The organism is Bartonella sp. LJL80 (assembly GCF_054871565.1).
Map to the genome: position 1 here is coordinate 17,557 of NZ_JBTXLM010000005.1, position 16,028 is coordinate 33,584.

Consider the following 16,028-nt stretch of genomic DNA (forward strand, 5'->3'; position numbering starts at 1 on the left):
CGGGCAAGCAGAAAACGTCACGCAGGCAATCGGGAGGAATGCATGCAAGAATATACCTTCACCCCCTCGCAACGGATCGCTTCGATCGGTGTTTCAGAAATTTTGCGCATCACGGCAGAGGCGGCAGCACGCAAGCGTGCAGGCCATCCCACAATCATCTTGGGTGCCGGCGAGCCGGATTTTGATACGCCGGATTTCGTCAAGGAAGCTGCCGCCAAGGCCATGTGGGCGGGCGATACCAAATATACCGCACTGGACGGCACAGCGGAACTGAAACAGGCTATCGCCGATAAATTCAAACGCGATAATGCGCTTGAATATGCGGTTGATCAAATCACTGTCGCAGCCGGTGCCAAGCAGATCTTGTTTAATGCTTTTATGGCGACATTGAACGATGGGGATGAGGTGATTATCCCCGCGCCCTATTGGACAAGCTATATCGATATCGTTGCCATTTGCGGCGGCAAACCGCATATTGTCGAATGCGGACAGGATGATGGCTTTTGCCTTTCAGCCGAAAAGCTGGAAGCCGCTATCACGCCAAAAACGCGTTGGTTATTGTTGAACTCTCCGTCCAACCCGTCCGGTGCCGCTTATACTGCAGAGCAGCTTCGAGCGCTTGGGCAGGTATTGGAAAAGCATCCTGATATTTGGATCCTATGCGACGATATTTACGAGCATATCCTTTATGACAACCGGACATTTGCAACCATCGCGGCTGTGATGCCGCAGTTGAAAAACCGCATTCTCATATGCAACGGTGTTTCCAAGGCCTATGCAATGACAGGTTGGCGTATCGGTTACGGGGCGGGGCCACAGAAATTGATAAAAGCCATGGCTGTTGTGCAAAGCCAGTCGACATCGTGCCCGTCATCCATCAGCCAGGCAGCCACCGTTGCGGCCTTGAATGGCCCGCAGGACATTGTCCGCCAGCGCTGCGAAAGCTTTCAGAACCGCCGCGATCTGGTTGTCGACGTCCTGAACACTATAAACGGTATAAACTGCCGAAAGCCGGAAGGTGCATTCTACACCTTTGCCGATTGCTCCGGCATTTTAGGTAAAAAAACACCCGACGATAGGCTTTTAAAAACTGATATCGATTATTGCGATTATCTGTTGCAGGCCGCAGATGTTGCAGTTGTGCCGGGCACCTATTTCGGTCTTGCACCGTTTTTTCGCATTTCATATGCCACGAGTGAACAAGAGCTGCGAGAGGCTATGCAGCGAATAAAGGCTGCGAGCGAGAAACTTCTTATACACGGTTGATAGCCTTCTGCATGGGTCTGTCGAAATGGCAAACGTCTTATTGGATAGGTTCAAGGCAAGGCATTCAATCGTAGAAATCTTCAGACATAATGGAAGTTCAAGCACCATAAAGAGTGCGTCGATCCTCCCATTCTGTCCAACAAATGGGAGCATAAAATGGCGACACAACCAATTTCCTTATGGGATAAATCTGCGCAGGAAAGTGATTATTCCGCTGAAATGGATGGCGACCAAACCGCCGACATTGCCATAGTCGGCGGCGGCTTTACCGGCCTTTCCATCGCGCTCCATGCCAGCGAACGTGGTCAGGATTGCATTGTTCTTGAAAAGAACCAGATAGGATTTGGCGGTTCAGGCCGCAATGTCGGTTTGGTCAATGCGGGTTTGTGGCTGCCTCCGCGTCAGGTTTCCGAGCTTATGGGCGAAGACGTTGCGCTTAAGCTGATTGATGTGTTGGGAAACGCGCCCGACTATGTTTTTTCTTTGATAGAACGTTATAAAATCGCGTGTGAACCGCACCGCAGCGGCACAATTCACGCGGCCCACTCGCCCAAAGGCTATGAGGATCTGGCAAGACGCGCGGAAGATTGGCACCGTTTGGGTGCACCCGTCGATCTTTTGTCACGCGCAGAGGCGGCAGAAAAAATCGGCACGAATGGTTTTTATGGCGGGCTGCTTGACCACCGCGCCGGAACCATCAACCCGATGGGCTATGTGCGCGGCCTGGCACGGGCCGCACGAGATGCCGGTGCAAGGATCAGAACCGGTGTCGAGGTTCAAAAAATTCAGCGTGACGGCGATCAGTGGTGCCTGATGACCTCGCGTGGTCGTGTAAGGGCCAAAAAAGTTGTCCTCGGCACAAACGGCTATACCGATGGCCTATGGCCGCAGTTGCAAAAAACCATCACCGTTATCCATTATTTCCAGCTGGCGACAAAACCTTTTGGTGAAAAGGCGGCGCATATTCTTAAAGAAGGGCAGGGGCTATGGGATACCGGCACGATCATGTTTTCTGTCCGGAGGGACAATTTCGGCCGCATCATTGTGGGTTCCATGGGCAGTGTCATTGGCGGGCTGGACGGCTTGTCAAAGCGCTGGGCGCGGAAGCGGCTCGAGACACTTTTCCCGGAATTGGGCGAGATTGAATTTGAATCCGCCTGGCATGGAAACATCGCCATGACACCCGACCATTTGCCGCGCATCCATCGTCTGGCCGACAATCTTTATACGCCTATCGGCTACAATGGACGAGGCATAACGCCGGGAACCGTTTTTGGAAAAGCTTTGGCCGAATTGTTGAGCGGCGCCAATGACGACACGCTGCCCATGCCGTTGAGTGAGCCAAAAATTGTCAAAAATCGTGCATTGATGACAGGGTTTTACCGCTTTGTTTTTGCTGCCAATCAGCTGGTCAAAAGTATCAGTCGATAAAGTCCGACCTCGGGCCAGACGGTAATAGACATCCACCAAAAATAAAAGGGGAAAAGGATGATTTCTATATTCAGAAAAAAACCATATCAAATCGAGCTTAAAAACAAGCTTCGCCCGACACTGGGCTGGGCCCATCTCATTGCTTTGGGTGTTGGGGCAACGATTGGCACCGGCATCTATACGCTGATCGGCGTTGGTGCAGAGCGCGCAGGCCCCGCAGTTCTGCTATCGTTTGTTATTGCCGGCGTCATATCTGCATGCGCCGGTTTTGCCTATGCGGAGCTTGCAACGGCAATTCCGCGCACCGGCGGTGCCTACACGTTTTCCTATGTGGCTTTGGGTGAATTTCTGGCATGGTTTGTCGGCTGGGCACTTATTTTGGAATATTCCTTGGTCGTCAGCACTGTTGCTGTCAGCTGGTCGGGTTATGCGGTGGGCTTTTTGCATGGTTTGGGCATTGATCTGCCCTATTGGCTGACGGTCGGCTATCATACGGTTTCTATTGACGGCCAACGCGGACTGATCAATCTGCCAGCGGTTCTGGTGGTCTTTGCCGTAACGGGTATGCTCATCATCGGCACGCGTGAGAGTGCCATTGTCAATGTTATCTTGGTCATCATAAAGATTGCTGCATTGGGCTTGTTCGTGGCCATTGCGCTTCCCTATTTCAACGCCGATAATCTCCATCCCTTCATGCCCTATGGCTTTGAAAAGACAGTCACTGTTGAACATGGCAAAGTCTTTGAAAGCGGGGTTATGGCCGCCGCCTCCATTGTGTTTTTTGCATTTTACGGTTTTGATGCGATAGCAACAGCGGCGGAAGAAACAAAGAACCCCAAACGCGATCTCTCGATCGGCATTATCGGCTCTCTGATTATTTGCATTGTGGTCTATGTGCTGGTGGCTGTCGCTGCTGTCGGTGCCAGCCACTACACAGAGTTTTCCACCAGTACCGAGCCGCTTGCCTTCATCTTGCGCAATCTGGGACAAGGGACGACAGCCGCCATTATTGGTGCCATCGCTGTCATTACGCTTCCCACAGTGATATTGGCCTATTTCTATGGGCAGACACGTATCTTCTTCGTTATGGGGCGTGACGGATTATTGCCGAAAGCTTTGTCCCGTGTGCATGCCAAAACCGGTACGCCGATTGTTACATCGCTGTTTACAGCAGTTTTGATCTCGATCTGTGCCGGTATCTTCCGTTTGGATGAAATTGCAGCACTTGCCAATGCGGGCACATTGATTGCTTTTACCGCGACCGGCTTCAGCCTTATAGCACTACGCATCACCGCACCGCAGCTTCCGCGTAAGTTCAAGGTACCATTTGTGTGGCTGAGCGGGCCGATCATTATCCTTGGCTGCATCTATTTGTTCTGGAATCTGCCGGCATCGACCCGTTATTATTGCTTCATATGGTCGTGTATCGGTGTCGTTTTTTATGCCGTTTTCGGCTATTGGAACAGTACGCTGCGCGTGAGGAAATAAGTTTTCGCAATGGCCGCCTTTTGAAAAAAAAGCGGCCATTTCAAGTTTTGATTGTTTATCACAGCTCTACCGTGTGGGCATTGGAAAGATGGCTGCGTATGCGATAGAGTGCGAAAACCGCAATCACGCTCATCAAGGCGATCACCGTCAACCATACGCCGGGCATGGCATCGGCAATCCAGGCATGGTCGGCGCTCAGCGAATGGCGTGCCATATTGATGAGCCATGTACAGATGAAGGGGGTGAAACCGCCAAATATCGTGGTTGCCAGACTATAGGCAAGTGAAAAGCCGGTGGCTCTCACGGCGGCGGGCATCACTTCTGTCAAAGCCACAACCATGGCGCCATTGTAACTGCCATAAAGGAATGACAGCCACATGCCGACGATGAGAAGGCGCGGAAAACTAGGTGCAGATGCCAGCCACAACATCAGCGGAAAGGCGGTGATGATTGTGCCGATTGTAGCGGCAATCAAAATCGGTTTGCGCCCCAGCCTGTCGCTGACAGAACCCATGACCGGCAGCCAGAAGAAATTCGAAAACCCGATGCAAGTCGTAATGATCAGGCTTTCCATCGCCGTTAATTTCAATTCTACGCGGCCGAAAGTGGGCATATAAGCGGTGATCAGATAGAAGGTCGCGGTTGTCATGCCCACCATCATCATGCCAAGGAGAATGACCGGATAGTCAGCCACAATGGAATGAAAAACTTCTTTTATGCCGGGGCGGGATTTGTTCTTTTCGAATACTTCACTCTCCATCATCGAACTGCGGATGTAAAACAGCACCGGTACGATGAGGCAGCCAATGAGAAATGGAATACGCCAGCCAAATCCCGCGATAAAGTCGACAGAAAAAAACGAATGCAGCAACACGCCAAGGCCGCTGGCAAAAATCACCGAAACCTGTTGGCTTGCCGACTGCCAGCTGACATAAAAGCCGCGATTGGTGTTGTTGGATATTTCCGCCAGATAAACCGATGTCCCACCCAGTTCTGCACCGGCAGAGAAGCCTTGTAAAAGGCGGCTTAGTAAAACGATCATCGGTGCCAGCACACCAATATAGGCGTAATCGGGCGTAATCGCCAAAAGCAGAGTACCGGTTGCCATGAGGGTCAGCGTTAGCAACAAACCCTTTTTGCGACCGACCCGATCGGTATAGGCACCCAGTACAAATGCACCGAGCGGACGCATAAGAAAACCAACACCAAAGGCCGCAAAAGACTTGAGCAGCGAGGCAGTCGGGTCGTGGGAGGGGAAAAACGCATCGCCAATATAAGACGCATAATAGCCATAGACCATGAAATCGAACATTTCCATGAAGTTGCCTGAAACAACCCGGAAGATCGTCATGAATTTATTCGATTTCGTCATTGCTAACTCCTCACGTCAATAGAGGCTAACAATGCTGGTTTGACTTGGTTTCGACTATACACAACAATGTGTAATTCCTACAATATTCTGTGAAGCTTTGAGCCACTGCCATGCCGATATGAAAAGTGGGCAGCAAGCGCTTGGCTTCCTGCCCACCAAAAAGTCATGCCGGTGTTATAGCGTGGGTTGAAAAGTGGCGATTGCTTCTGCCGGTAAAATAATCCGGCACCCGTTTGCCAATTGGGCTTCTCATGAATGCATACATGCATTCAAACGTGGGTTTAATGCGTGTATTCAAAACGCTAAAAACGCTAAAGGTATTTGGCTCAAGACGCCTTGAGCCGCTTTTCTGCAAGATAGCCAAAGCCGACACCCAATATCAGCCATAAGATGGCCTGTATTCCGAATGTCGCCGTTCTGAAATGCCATAAGACATCGGCGGAAAAATCGGCTGGAACCTCGTTAATGATTGGCATGATAAGATAAACGACCGCCATAAACACGATATAACCGAAACCCGCCGTGATGGCAGCATTGAGGCTGCCATATTTTTCTGCAAGCTTATGGGCCGCCAGATAGGCGAGGATCATGGCCAATAACGATATCAGGATAAGGCCGAAATAATATTCCGTCCGGCTGACGATGGTTTCAGGACTGCCGACAGCAGGCGGATTGGCCGGATATTTAAGTTGTGGCATCAAGACGACGGCAATAAAAGCCGAAACGGCAAGGAGAAGGCTTGTCGCTTTGGCCCCAAGGCGCCCTAACCGTCCGAAGGCAAATGCGCATAAACAGGCAAATAGACCACCTGCCGCCGCACCATAGACGACCAGACCAGTAAGAAGTCCCAGGCCCGCCTGTGTCGAACGGCTGACAATTTCTTCTTCTTGTCCGTGGCTGTGTCCGCCACTTTCTTCCATAGCGGCATGTTGCTCTTCAAAAGCAATGGCCGCATCCACATAAGGTTCGCCGTAAAGGCGAGCAAAACCGAAGGCAATCAAACCGGCCACAAGGCCGACAAGCATGCCCCTATAAAGGAGAGAACCCATCATGTTTCATCTCCTCAATGGCAAGGGAAGCCAAGAAGATGGCGCCCGTCATGCACAAATTCATGGATGGTCGTGCCGCTAAAAACTGATAGGGCACCTTGTTCCGTTGTGATGAAGTAGAGCGCTATCAGGCATAAAAGGCCGCCAAAAATCGCCCAGGGCAGAATGTCTTTGACAGGGATGGAAAGAGTTTGCGGTGCAGTGACCGTTTTGACAGACATAGATAACCTCCTTAGGATTACGCGTCCCGTTGTGAAGTAAAAAACATTCAAATCGACGTTCTGGCTTCTGTCCCATACATGGTAGACAGTCACAGTGGCGCGACCGCCCCGGATTGACACCGGGTTCCACGATATTGAATGTTGGACTATGATATGCCGATTGCAAAAGTCTGTCAAAGCAATATGGCCGCAAAAACAGGGATCACGATTTGTTGCATATAACCTTGCTCAGCCATGCTGAAACTATAGCCCAACGGCGCGGCATCTTTCCCGGTAACGAGGCCCTTGATGGCGATATCGCTATTTCCGATATGTCCAAATTGGAGCACCTGAAAAGCGTTGTTTGCGCGCCCTGTCTAGCAGCCACTGCAACGGCTGAGCGGCTCCAATATCCCTATACAATTGATAGAGACTTGCCGATATATGATTTTGGCCGTTGGGCGGGGCGTTCTTTGAAGGATATTGCCAAAGAAGAGCCGTTGGCTTTGCAAGCTTGGTTGCAAGACCCTTACGTCAGCCCGCATGGGGGAAGCTCTTATGCGCAGATCTATGACAAATGTGTAGAATGGATTGAAAATCTAAACGACAGCAGCAACCTTGTTCTGTATCTTACCGACGCAATCATTATCCGATGCGTTTTGGTCCATGTTCTTTCCGCACCCTTGGCGTCTTTATTCAGGATGGATATTGCACCGCTTGCAAGGATAGAGGTCATCCGACAAAATCAAAGCTGGAAACTCCAAGCCGCATCGTTTGACCTTTCGATTTGAATTGTCGTTTTATCGGTGCTTTGCCCCTTGTTCCGCAGTGTTTTCGTTCTTAAGTGCTAAAGAGATGCGTTAACAAAAAAGGAGAGTTGTCATGTCGGCTAAAGTTGCAGTTGTCACCGGTGCAGGTCAGGGAATTGGCCGCGGAATAGCCTTGCGGTTGGCAAGAGACGGGTTTGATATTGCACTTGTCGATATCCAAAAAGACAAGCTTGCCGGTGTTGCCAAGGAAGTGGAAGCCCTGGGCTGCAAAGCAACGACAATTACGGCAGACGTTTCCAAACGTGAAGATGTTTATGCAGCGATCGACAAAGCCGAAAAAGATCTTGGCGGCTTTGATGTGATGATCAACAATGCAGGTATCGCACAGGTAAATGCCTTGGCCGATGTAACGCCTGAGGAAGTGGATAAAATCCTTAAAATCAATGTCGAAGGGACATTATGGGGCATACAGGCTGCGGCGAAAAAGTTTATCGAGCGCAAGCAAAAAGGCAAAATCATCAACGCCTCATCCATTGCCGGCCATGAAGGTTTCGCTATGCTCGGCGTTTATTCGGCAACCAAATTTGCCGTGCGCGCTTTGACACAAACAGCCGCCAAAGAATATGCTTCGAAGGGCATCACCGTGAATTCGTATTGCCCCGGTGTTGTCGGAACCGATATGTGGGTTGAGATTGACAAGCGGTTTGCTGAGACAACAGGTGCTAAAGAAGGCGAGACCTATAAGAAGTTTGTCGACGGTATTGCGCTTGGGCGCGCGCAAACACCGGAAGATGTGGCAAATTTTGTCTCGTTCCTGGCAAGTTCGGATTCAGACTATATCACCGGTCAGTCTATGTTGACTGATGGCGGTATTGTCTATCGCTAAGATAAGCCGCTTCGGCAAAAAAAGAGTTTCGATACACAGCCGGGTTTCATCGCCCGGCTGTTTTTTTGGGTGCGAAAAGGGCGGAGACATCACGTTGATCTTCGGGGGGTAAATCTCCAATAGGCCTCTAGGGTACGATTTTTTGTCCGATAGGAGCAGGATAGAGAATTGATCCGGTGTATCAATTCTCCTGCGCATGCGCTTCACACTTTTCGGAAAATGCTATAACGCGTTACCCGCAATCTCACTTAATCTTGATTATATGTGATGTGTCCGTGTCTGCACAGTCTGCTAAATTGCGGGCACTTTACGGGATACATTGGGCCATGCAAAAATCGAAATCAAGTCAACCTGCGACGATGCGGGAAAATAGCAATAGCGCTTTTGTTTTAGACCGGCGTTTATTGTTGCAAAGTGTCGGGGCGCTTCTAGCTTGCACTTTTTTATCAAAAGCTGCCTTTGCAGGTGAAGCACAAAAAATTCCGGTGGCGGATTTTCTGAAGCTTTCATGCGCACTGACCGGCTATAGCGATCTTTCCCCGATCACGGCGCGGCGTATTCAGGATGCGTTGGCACACCACAATCCGGCTTTCATCACGCAAAGCAGCGAGCTGTTCAGTCTAACATCGCCACTAAAGTCTGTTGAAGACAACATGGCCGCCATCAATGCCGAAGATTTGAAAGCGGCAGCATTGTCGATCATTGCGGCTTGGTACACCGGCACCGTCAAAACCGATGACGGGCCGGTTGTTGTCGCTTACGAAAAAGCATTGATGTATCGCCCTGTATCGGACGGGCTGATTGTGCCGACCTATGGCAGCAAGGGCCCGCTTTATTGGAAAGACAGCCTGCCACCCGGTGTCAGCCGCATGCCCGAAACCCAACCTTCCATTTTATAAACAGGTATTATTCACGATGGTTAAAAAACCGGAATTTCACAATGGTGATGTGAGTGCCGATGTGATTGTTGTGGGCTCCGGCGTTGTCGGTTCACTCATCGCCGACCGCATGGCCAGCCAAGGCCACTCGGTTGTGATCCTTGAGGCAGGATTGCGGATTACGCGCGCTCAGGCGGTTGAAAACTGGCGCAACATGCCTTTTGATAACCGTAACGGATCGGACTATCAGGGGCTTTATCCGCAATCGGACAAAGCACCCGCACCGCTTTATTGGCCGGAAAACAACTATGTCCATTTAACCGGCCCCAGTGCATCATCATTCAAGCAAGGTTATCTGCGCACAGTTGGCGGGACTACATGGCATTGGGCAGCCTCGTGTTGGCGCCACCTGCCGGAAGATTTCAAAATGCATTCGCTATATGGCGTCGGGCGTGACTGGCCTATCAGTTATGAAGAAATAGAACCGTATTACTGTCAGGCCGAAGAACAACTCGGTGTGGCTGGCCCCAACGATCCGCAATTGCAGTCACCGTCGCAGAGATCACAACCTTATCCAATGGATATGGTGCCATGGGGCTATGGCGACAAACGCTTCGCCGAGGTTGTTAATCCGCACGGCTATCGCAGCGTCCCTATCCCGCAGGCGCGTTCAACCAGACAATGGCAGGAAAGGCCTATTTGTGCGGGCAATAACAACTGTCAGCCCATCTGTCCTATCGGTGCCATGTATAATGGTATTCACCATGTCATGCGGGCAGAGGCAAAGGGTGCGGTCGTGCTTGCCCAATCGGTTGTCTATCGCATTGATACGGATGAAAACAACCGGGTGACTGCTGTCCATTGGTATGATGAAAACCATGTGTCGCATAAAGCCAGCGGTCAGCAATTTGTTATTGCCGGAAACGCCATTGAAAGCCCGCGTTTATTGTTAATGGCGGCCAATGACAGAAACCCCGCCGGGATTGCCAATTCGTCCGACCAGGTTGGCCGCAACATGATGGATCACTCCGGTTTTCACTGTTATTTTCAAACCAGCGAGCCTTTGTGGTTGGGGCAGGGGCCGGCGCAAAGTTCTTGCCTGGTAGGGCCGCGCGATGGCGCATTCCGGTCGCAATATTCTGCAACGAAAATCATCGTTTACAATATTACACAGGTTACCGCCGCCACCAAAGCCGCCTTGGCCAAAGGTCTTTATGGCAAAGCGCTGGATGCAGAGATCCGTAAACGGGTCACCCACGGGGTTGATCTTTCCATCAGCCTTGAACCTCTGCCCGATCCTGAAAATCGTTTGACACTCAGTGCCGACCGGCTGGATCCCCATGGGCTGCCCTGTCCAGATATCCGTTACGATGTCGGTGATTATGTCAAACGCGGTTATGAAGAGTCATGCAAGCAGCTTAAACATATCGGTCAGCTTTTCGGCGGTGAAGATTTCAGCATTACAACAGCACTCAATGCCAATAACCATATTATGGGCAGCTGTATTATGGGAGATGATCCGCGTGACTCGGTTGTTGATAGAAATTGTCGCACCCATGACCATGAAAATCTGTGGGTGCCGGGCGGTGCGGCAATGGTTTCGGCCAGTGTTGTAAACAGCACACTCACAATGGCTGCTTTGGCATTGAAGGCTGCGGACGATATGTCCCATGGATTGGTGAAAAAATCATGATGCGCGCAATTTCTTTTTCACTCGTCAGTTCGATTTGCGCTGTTTTCATAACGATTTTATTACCTATGGGATTGGCATCCGCGCAGCTTTCCGATGCGGGGAAAATTGAACAGGGACGCAAGATCGCCATTGCAGCCGATTGTGCTGCCTGCCACACCGCGCCTAATGCGCAAGGTAAGCCCTATGCCGGTAATTATGCGATTGTCTCACCGCTTGGTGTTATCGTTTCAAGCAATATCACTGCATCAAAGCAATATGGCATTGGCAGTTATACGTTGGAGCAATTCAAGACGGTGATGCGCCAAGGCATAAGACCGGATGGCACCCATCTTTATCCGGCTATGCCCTATGATACCTACCAGCAGATGACGGATACAGATATTGCCGCGCTTTATAGCTATCTGACCCTTGCAACCGAACCGGTTGATGCAGCACCCACGCTGCAAACCCGATTGGGTTTTCCCTTCAATCAGCGCTACGTCATGTCGGTGTGGAATGTCATTTTTGCGCGGCATAAAGTTTTTTCTCCCGATCCCAAGCTGACGGATCAGCAAAATCGCGGGGCCTATCTTGTTGACGTTTTGGGGCATTGCGGCACTTGCCACACGCAAAGAAATTTATTGATGGGTTCGGATAGCGCCGATTATCTTGGCGGCGGACAGGTCGGTTCGTGGTATGCGCCAAATATCACGCCAGATGTTGCAAGCGGGATAGGCACTTGGAGTGAAACAGACATTGTCACCTATCTGAAAACTGGAAAACTGGCTGGCAAAGCGCAGGCCGCCGGCCCCATGGCCGAGGCCGTAGAAGATAGTTTTCGTTACCTTCCAGACGGCGATCTACAGTCTATTGCCGCATATTTAAAAGTTGTTCCGCCGATCAATCATGCGAATGCTAAAAAAGTCGAGCAGGCAACCGACAATGTCGATCTGGAAGCAACAATTCGTGGAACTGAACCGCAAACCGCGAATAATACATTGCAAAGCGGGATGGCGCTTTATTCGGGCTATTGTGCCAGCTGCCATCAACCGGATGGCAAAGGCAGCGATAATCAGGCCTATCCATCGCTAATAGGAAATTCAGCTACAAGCCGTGGTAATCCCAATAATCTCGTGGCCGCCATGCTTTTTGGCGTTCGTCGTCAAAGCGATCTTGGCACTGTCATCATGCCGACATTCGGCAAGGGGTCGCAAATCGCTGAACTGTCGGATGACGATGTTGAAAAAATTGCCAACTACGTGTTGACATCATTCGGCAATGCCAATTTGCATGTCAGTGTGGCTGATGTTGCAGCAATACGGGCTGGCGGCCCGCAGCCCTTACTTGCGCTGGTGCAGCCATTTATTGCACCGGCAATCTGCGTGGTGTTGCTGGTTCTGCTCTGTCTGGCCTCGATGATCTATGGACGGAGGAAACTGAAGGCGCACAATGCGCGGTTTTAGTCTTATCCGAAGCAGGGACGGAGTCATTGCTCCGTTCCTAACGGACTGATCTCTTCGCCGCCTTCAATATCATCCTAAAATAGCGGTCGGCGGGCAGAATTTACATCAAGTCGTCAAATCGCAAGTTGAACTTAGCAAGAAATTTCACCAGACGATCGGCATCGTTTTTGCTTTTCTTAACATCACGGGAATGGGCGAACAACGCCCGTCCCGCAGCACTCGCGGTTGTGTGCAACCGGCAGACATTAATGACATCGGCCAATTGTACCGCATCAAAACGGTCGATCTCTGTCATGCCATCGGCACCCAATATTTCAGTCAGGATAGTCTGCCAGTCGTCTTTGCTATCGGTTTCAGCTTTCCAAAGCTGTTTGAGACGTTGAATCTCTTTTTCTACGATATCACAGGTAATGCGGCCTTGTGCGGCAAAGGTTGCCATACGCGTTACAGAGGCGGAAAGATCGCGGAAATTACCGCGCCAAACCCCGTTTGAACCGGTGGCAAAAGTCAAAAACATATCGCGCGCTTCGCGGTTGAATGTAATGTTTTGGCCTTCCGTCTCCAAATGTTTGTGCAACTCGAAATCGAGATTCGGTTCAATGTCTTCTGGTCGCTCTCGCAAGGCGGGTAATTGGAAAGTCCATAGATTGAGCCGCGCAAATAGGTCTTCGCGAAACTTTCCTTCAGCAACTGCTTTGGCCAGATTTTTGTTGGTGCCGGCAATCAGCTGGAAATCAACGGCGATTTCCCGATCACTGCCATAAGGAAAAAAACGCTTTTCTTCCAATGCCCGCAGACACATTGCCTGCTCATCCAAGCCCAACTCGCCAATTTCATCAAGAAAAAGAACACCCTTATCGGCAGTTTTCATCAAGCCGGCACGCTCGCCTTGTGCACCGGTAAAAGCCCCTTTGACATGTCCGAATAGTGTGGACATGGCTTGGTCGCCGCGCAGTGTTGCACAGTTGACTTCAACAAAGGCACCGATGATTTTTCGCTCTCTCTTTTTTAATTCGAATATTTTTCGCGCCAATTGCGATTTTCCCGCGCCTGTCGGCCCCATCAACAGGACAGGTGCCGTGGAACGGATCACCACGCGTTCAATCTCGTCTATCATTTGGTTGAATGCTGCATTGCGTGTGGAAATGCCTGATTTCAAAAAATTCGTCGCGTCCAGACGTTCCGACGCAAAACGCTTGGCAATATCATCATAACGCGACAGGTCGAGGTCGATAATCTTGTATGTGCCGACAAAACCATCACCTTCTTCGCGGTTTTGTGGTGGTGAAAGCTGTATCAGCCGCGCCGGAATAAGGTGCGCTTCTGTTAATAAAAACCAACAAATCTGCGCAACATGGGTACCCGTGGTAATGTTGACGAGATAATCTTCATGGTCGGGGTCGAAAGGATAGCCACGCGCGAAATCGCGCAGCGCATTATAGACCTCGGCAAAATCCCATGGGTCATCCATATTCAAAATATGTTCGCGAACGCGGGTCGCCGGTGCCACTTCCTGTAAATCGCTGACAACATTGCTTGCCAGCTTCTGCGACGTTTCACCATGGATAAGTTCCAGCCGATCAACAAACAAACCCGGCTGCATGCAAAGACTGATGTTGGGGCGCCATTTGCCCAAGCGCTTGCGTCGTTTAACCTGATCCAGTGTTGTGCCCAGAATACTAAAAACGACTGTTCGCTTCATTTATATAAAACCTTATAAAATTTTATATAGAATGAGATATTACTCAAGGGCCTTTGTCAACGGTTTTTGTCGCTGAAAATTCTTTCCAAAAATAAATATGCAATGAAAACAATACTTTGTAAATTTATAACGTTATATTTTTGAATTTTTTTTCAACTTGGCACAGTTCTTGAAATGTTAAGGGCATAACAGATAAAGAGGTGCTATCATGGCAAACAAGGCAGTGTTTAAAAAATATTTTGGTAAATGGCTTGCCGGTACCGATGGGCGCAATATGGAAAGTGCGCCGTCCTATCAGCTATCTGCCTATGATGCATTGGCCCAATTGGCGGAGACCGGCACATTCAACAATACGTTCTACGGAACGGGCGAAATGCAACTGGCAAAAGTGCTGGAACTTTCGGCTCAGGTCGATCCTGAATTTCTGGCAAAGGTTGCGGTTTACGCTGCCCGTCAGGGACATATGAAAGATATGCCTGCAACGCTGCTGGCCGTTCTTTCCTCATTGGATCATGCGCTGTTTACGAGAGCTTTTCCGCACGTGATAAAAAACGGCAAGATGCTGCGTAATTTTGTTCAATTGATGCGTTCAGGTGCCGCAGGGCGAAAGTCGCTTGGTACACGTCCGAAAAAAATGGTGCAGAACTGGCTGGAACGTGCCTCGGTACAGCAATTGCTCAATGCTTCGGTTGGCAACGACCCATCCTTGGCGGATGTTGTAAAAATGGTTCATCCCAAACCACAGGATGAAGAAAGGAAGGCTTTCTACGCCTGGCTTTTAAGAAAGCCTTATGATGTCGCCGCTTTGCCGGAACTTGTTGCACAGTTTGAAGCGTTCAAGCGGGACCATACCCTTGCGGTGCCCAATGTTCCGTTTCAAATGCTGACCACTTTGCCGCTTGAAGCTGTGCAATGGGCACAAGTTGCTAAAAGGGTAAGCTGGCAGACATTGCGCCAAAACTTGAATATGTTTGCCAGAAAGGGCGTCTTTGACGTTGCTGGTATGGGCTTTGTTGTTGCCGAAAGATTGCGCGATGCCGACGAAATCAGGCGTGCAAAAGTTTTCCCCTATCAGCTGCTCATGGCTTGGAAAATGGCTGATGTTCAGGTGCCGCCAGAAGTGCGTGATGCATTACAGGATGCAATGGAAGTTTCTTTGCAAAATGTGCCAAGCTTCAAGGGGCGAATGGTGTTGTGCCCGGATGTTTCCGGTTCGATGAGCTCTGCGATAACAGGCTATCGAAAGGGCGCGACTTCAGCGGTGCGCTGTGTTGACGTGGCTGGATTGATAACGGCAGCCTTTTTGCGACGCAATCCGCATGCGACTGTGCTTCCGTTTGAGAACGAGGTTGTCAATCTCGACTTGAATGGACGTGACAGCGTGATGACCAATGCGCAAAAATTGGCAAATGTTTGTGGCGGCGGAACAAATTGTTCGGCACCATTAAAAAAACTGGCCAACCGAAATGAGAAAGTCGATCTGGTGTTTTTTATATCGGACAATCAATCATGGGTCGATGCGAACCAATTTGGAAGGCCGACGGAAATGATGCTGCAATGGCGGCGTATAAAAAAGCGCAATCCGCAGGCGAAAATGGTCTGTCTGGATATACAGCCATATACCGACACGCCCGCGCTTAACGGTGATGACGTATTGAATATAGGTGGGTTTTCCGACGCCGTCTTTGACCTGGTGAATGAGTTTGCCACCCGAAAAGAAGGGAAAGTGAATTGGATGGAAATGATAGAAAAAACTGAACTTTGAATTAGAGCGTCGAGCTCAACCTACTAGATCGAAATACGCTCTAAGTGTGACGAATGCTGGTTAAGACTACACGTTTCCTATCACGA

Annotated in this window: 13 protein-coding genes and 1 riboswitch; of the genes, 9 read left to right on the plus strand and 4 right to left on the minus strand. The window is 50.1% G+C overall.

Features of this window, described 5'->3' with window-relative positions; genetic code table 11:
- Positions 1-42 precede the first annotated feature (42 nt).
- The 3 genes from ACYSNS_RS09285 to ACYSNS_RS09295 all read left to right on the plus strand — a co-directional run bounded on the left by ACYSNS_RS09285 (position 43) and on the right by ACYSNS_RS09295 (position 4,185).
- Positions 43-1,266, plus strand: coding sequence for a pyridoxal phosphate-dependent aminotransferase (locus ACYSNS_RS09285; RefSeq protein WP_461722876.1), 1,224 nt, complete (start codon positions 43-45; stop codon positions 1,264-1,266).
- 156 nt (positions 1,267-1,422) lie between these two features.
- The gene (locus ACYSNS_RS09290; protein WP_461722877.1) at positions 1,423-2,697 is read left to right on the plus strand and encodes an NAD(P)/FAD-dependent oxidoreductase; all 1,275 of its coding nucleotides are present in this window, start codon (positions 1,423-1,425) and stop codon (positions 2,695-2,697) included.
- A gap of 57 nt (positions 2,698-2,754) precedes the next feature.
- Positions 2,755-4,185: an APC family permease gene (locus ACYSNS_RS09295; protein WP_461722878.1), complete on the plus strand. Its 1,431-nt coding sequence runs from the start codon at positions 2,755-2,757 to the stop codon at positions 4,183-4,185.
- A gap of 58 nt (positions 4,186-4,243) precedes the next feature.
- Here the strand turns inward: ACYSNS_RS09295 and tcuC are convergent, their stop codons facing one another.
- The 3 genes from tcuC to ACYSNS_RS09310 form a co-directional block, all read right to left on the minus strand.
- Entirely contained in the window at positions 4,244-5,557 is a 1,314-nt protein-coding gene (gene tcuC, locus ACYSNS_RS09300) for a tricarballylate/proton symporter TcuC (RefSeq protein WP_461722879.1), read from the minus strand.
- 326 nt (positions 5,558-5,883) lie between these two features.
- The gene (locus ACYSNS_RS09305; RefSeq protein WP_461722880.1) at positions 5,884-6,609 is read right to left on the minus strand and encodes a CbtA family protein; all 726 of its coding nucleotides are present in this window, start codon (positions 6,607-6,609) and stop codon (positions 5,884-5,886) included.
- 11 nt (positions 6,610-6,620) lie between these two features.
- On the minus strand, positions 6,621-6,827 hold the full coding sequence (locus ACYSNS_RS09310; protein ID WP_461722881.1) for a CbtB domain-containing protein: 207 nt from the start codon (positions 6,825-6,827) through the stop codon (positions 6,621-6,623).
- 3 nt (positions 6,828-6,830) lie between these two features.
- Positions 6,831-6,982, minus strand: a riboswitch (adenosylcobalamin (AdoCbl) riboswitch).
- Positions 6,983-7,036: 54 nt separating this feature from the next.
- Between ACYSNS_RS09310 and ACYSNS_RS09315 the strand changes: the two genes are divergently transcribed.
- From ACYSNS_RS09315 to ACYSNS_RS09335, 5 genes are all read left to right on the plus strand, one after another.
- A complete protein-coding gene (locus ACYSNS_RS09315) occupies positions 7,037-7,597 on the plus strand; it encodes a histidine phosphatase family protein (RefSeq protein ID WP_461722882.1) in 561 nt (186 codons plus the stop codon).
- Positions 7,598-7,688: 91 nt separating this feature from the next.
- Positions 7,689-8,462: an acetoin reductase gene (locus ACYSNS_RS09320; RefSeq protein ID WP_461722883.1), complete on the plus strand. Its 774-nt coding sequence runs from the start codon at positions 7,689-7,691 to the stop codon at positions 8,460-8,462.
- 326 nt (positions 8,463-8,788) lie between these two features.
- A complete protein-coding gene (locus tag ACYSNS_RS09325; RefSeq protein WP_461722884.1) occupies positions 8,789-9,361 on the plus strand; it encodes a sugar dehydrogenase complex small subunit in 573 nt (190 codons plus the stop codon).
- Positions 9,362-9,377: 16 nt separating this feature from the next.
- Entirely contained in the window at positions 9,378-11,033 is a 1,656-nt protein-coding gene (locus ACYSNS_RS09330) for a GMC family oxidoreductase (RefSeq protein ID WP_461722885.1), read from the plus strand.
- Positions 11,030-12,475 carry a c-type cytochrome gene (locus tag ACYSNS_RS09335; RefSeq protein ID WP_461722886.1) on the plus strand — a complete coding sequence of 482 codons (1,446 nt, stop codon included), beginning with the start codon at positions 11,030-11,032 and terminating at the stop codon, positions 12,473-12,475. The genes ACYSNS_RS09330 and ACYSNS_RS09335 overlap by 4 nt, the downstream gene beginning before the upstream one ends.
- 100 nt (positions 12,476-12,575) lie before the next feature.
- Here the strand turns inward: ACYSNS_RS09335 and rtcR are convergent, their stop codons facing one another.
- Positions 12,576-14,177 (minus strand): RNA repair transcriptional activator RtcR, encoded by a 1,602-nt coding sequence (rtcR, locus tag ACYSNS_RS09340; protein WP_461722887.1) that lies wholly within the window; start codon positions 14,175-14,177, stop codon positions 12,576-12,578.
- A gap of 208 nt (positions 14,178-14,385) precedes the next feature.
- Between rtcR and ACYSNS_RS09345 the strand changes: the two genes are divergently transcribed.
- Positions 14,386-15,942, plus strand: coding sequence for an RNA-binding protein (locus ACYSNS_RS09345; protein ID WP_461722888.1), 1,557 nt, complete (start codon positions 14,386-14,388; stop codon positions 15,940-15,942).
- Positions 15,943-16,028 lie beyond the last annotated feature (86 nt).

Coding starts and splice junctions, on each gene's coding strand:
- ACYSNS_RS09285 (WP_461722876.1), top strand. CDS start 43: ATGCAAGAATATACCTTCACCCCCTCGCAACGGATCGCTTCGATCGGT.
- ACYSNS_RS09290 (WP_461722877.1), top strand. CDS start 1,423: ATGGCGACACAACCAATTTCCTTATGGGATAAATCTGCGCAGGAAAGT.
- ACYSNS_RS09295 (WP_461722878.1), top strand. CDS start 2,755: ATGATTTCTATATTCAGAAAAAAACCATATCAAATCGAGCTTAAAAAC.
- tcuC (WP_461722879.1), bottom strand. CDS start 5,557: ATGACGAAATCGAATAAATTCATGACGATCTTCCGGGTTGTTTCAGGC.
- ACYSNS_RS09305 (WP_461722880.1), bottom strand. CDS start 6,609: ATGATGGGTTCTCTCCTTTATAGGGGCATGCTTGTCGGCCTTGTGGCC.
- ACYSNS_RS09310 (WP_461722881.1), bottom strand. CDS start 6,827: ATGTCTGTCAAAACGGTCACTGCACCGCAAACTCTTTCCATCCCTGTC.
- ACYSNS_RS09320 (WP_461722883.1), top strand. CDS start 7,689: ATGTCGGCTAAAGTTGCAGTTGTCACCGGTGCAGGTCAGGGAATTGGC.
- ACYSNS_RS09325 (WP_461722884.1), top strand. CDS start 8,789: ATGCAAAAATCGAAATCAAGTCAACCTGCGACGATGCGGGAAAATAGC.
- ACYSNS_RS09330 (WP_461722885.1), top strand. CDS start 9,378: ATGGTTAAAAAACCGGAATTTCACAATGGTGATGTGAGTGCCGATGTG.
- ACYSNS_RS09335 (WP_461722886.1), top strand. CDS start 11,030: ATGATGCGCGCAATTTCTTTTTCACTCGTCAGTTCGATTTGCGCTGTT.
- rtcR (WP_461722887.1), bottom strand. CDS start 14,177: ATGAAGCGAACAGTCGTTTTTAGTATTCTGGGCACAACACTGGATCAG.
- ACYSNS_RS09345 (WP_461722888.1), top strand. CDS start 14,386: ATGGCAAACAAGGCAGTGTTTAAAAAATATTTTGGTAAATGGCTTGCC.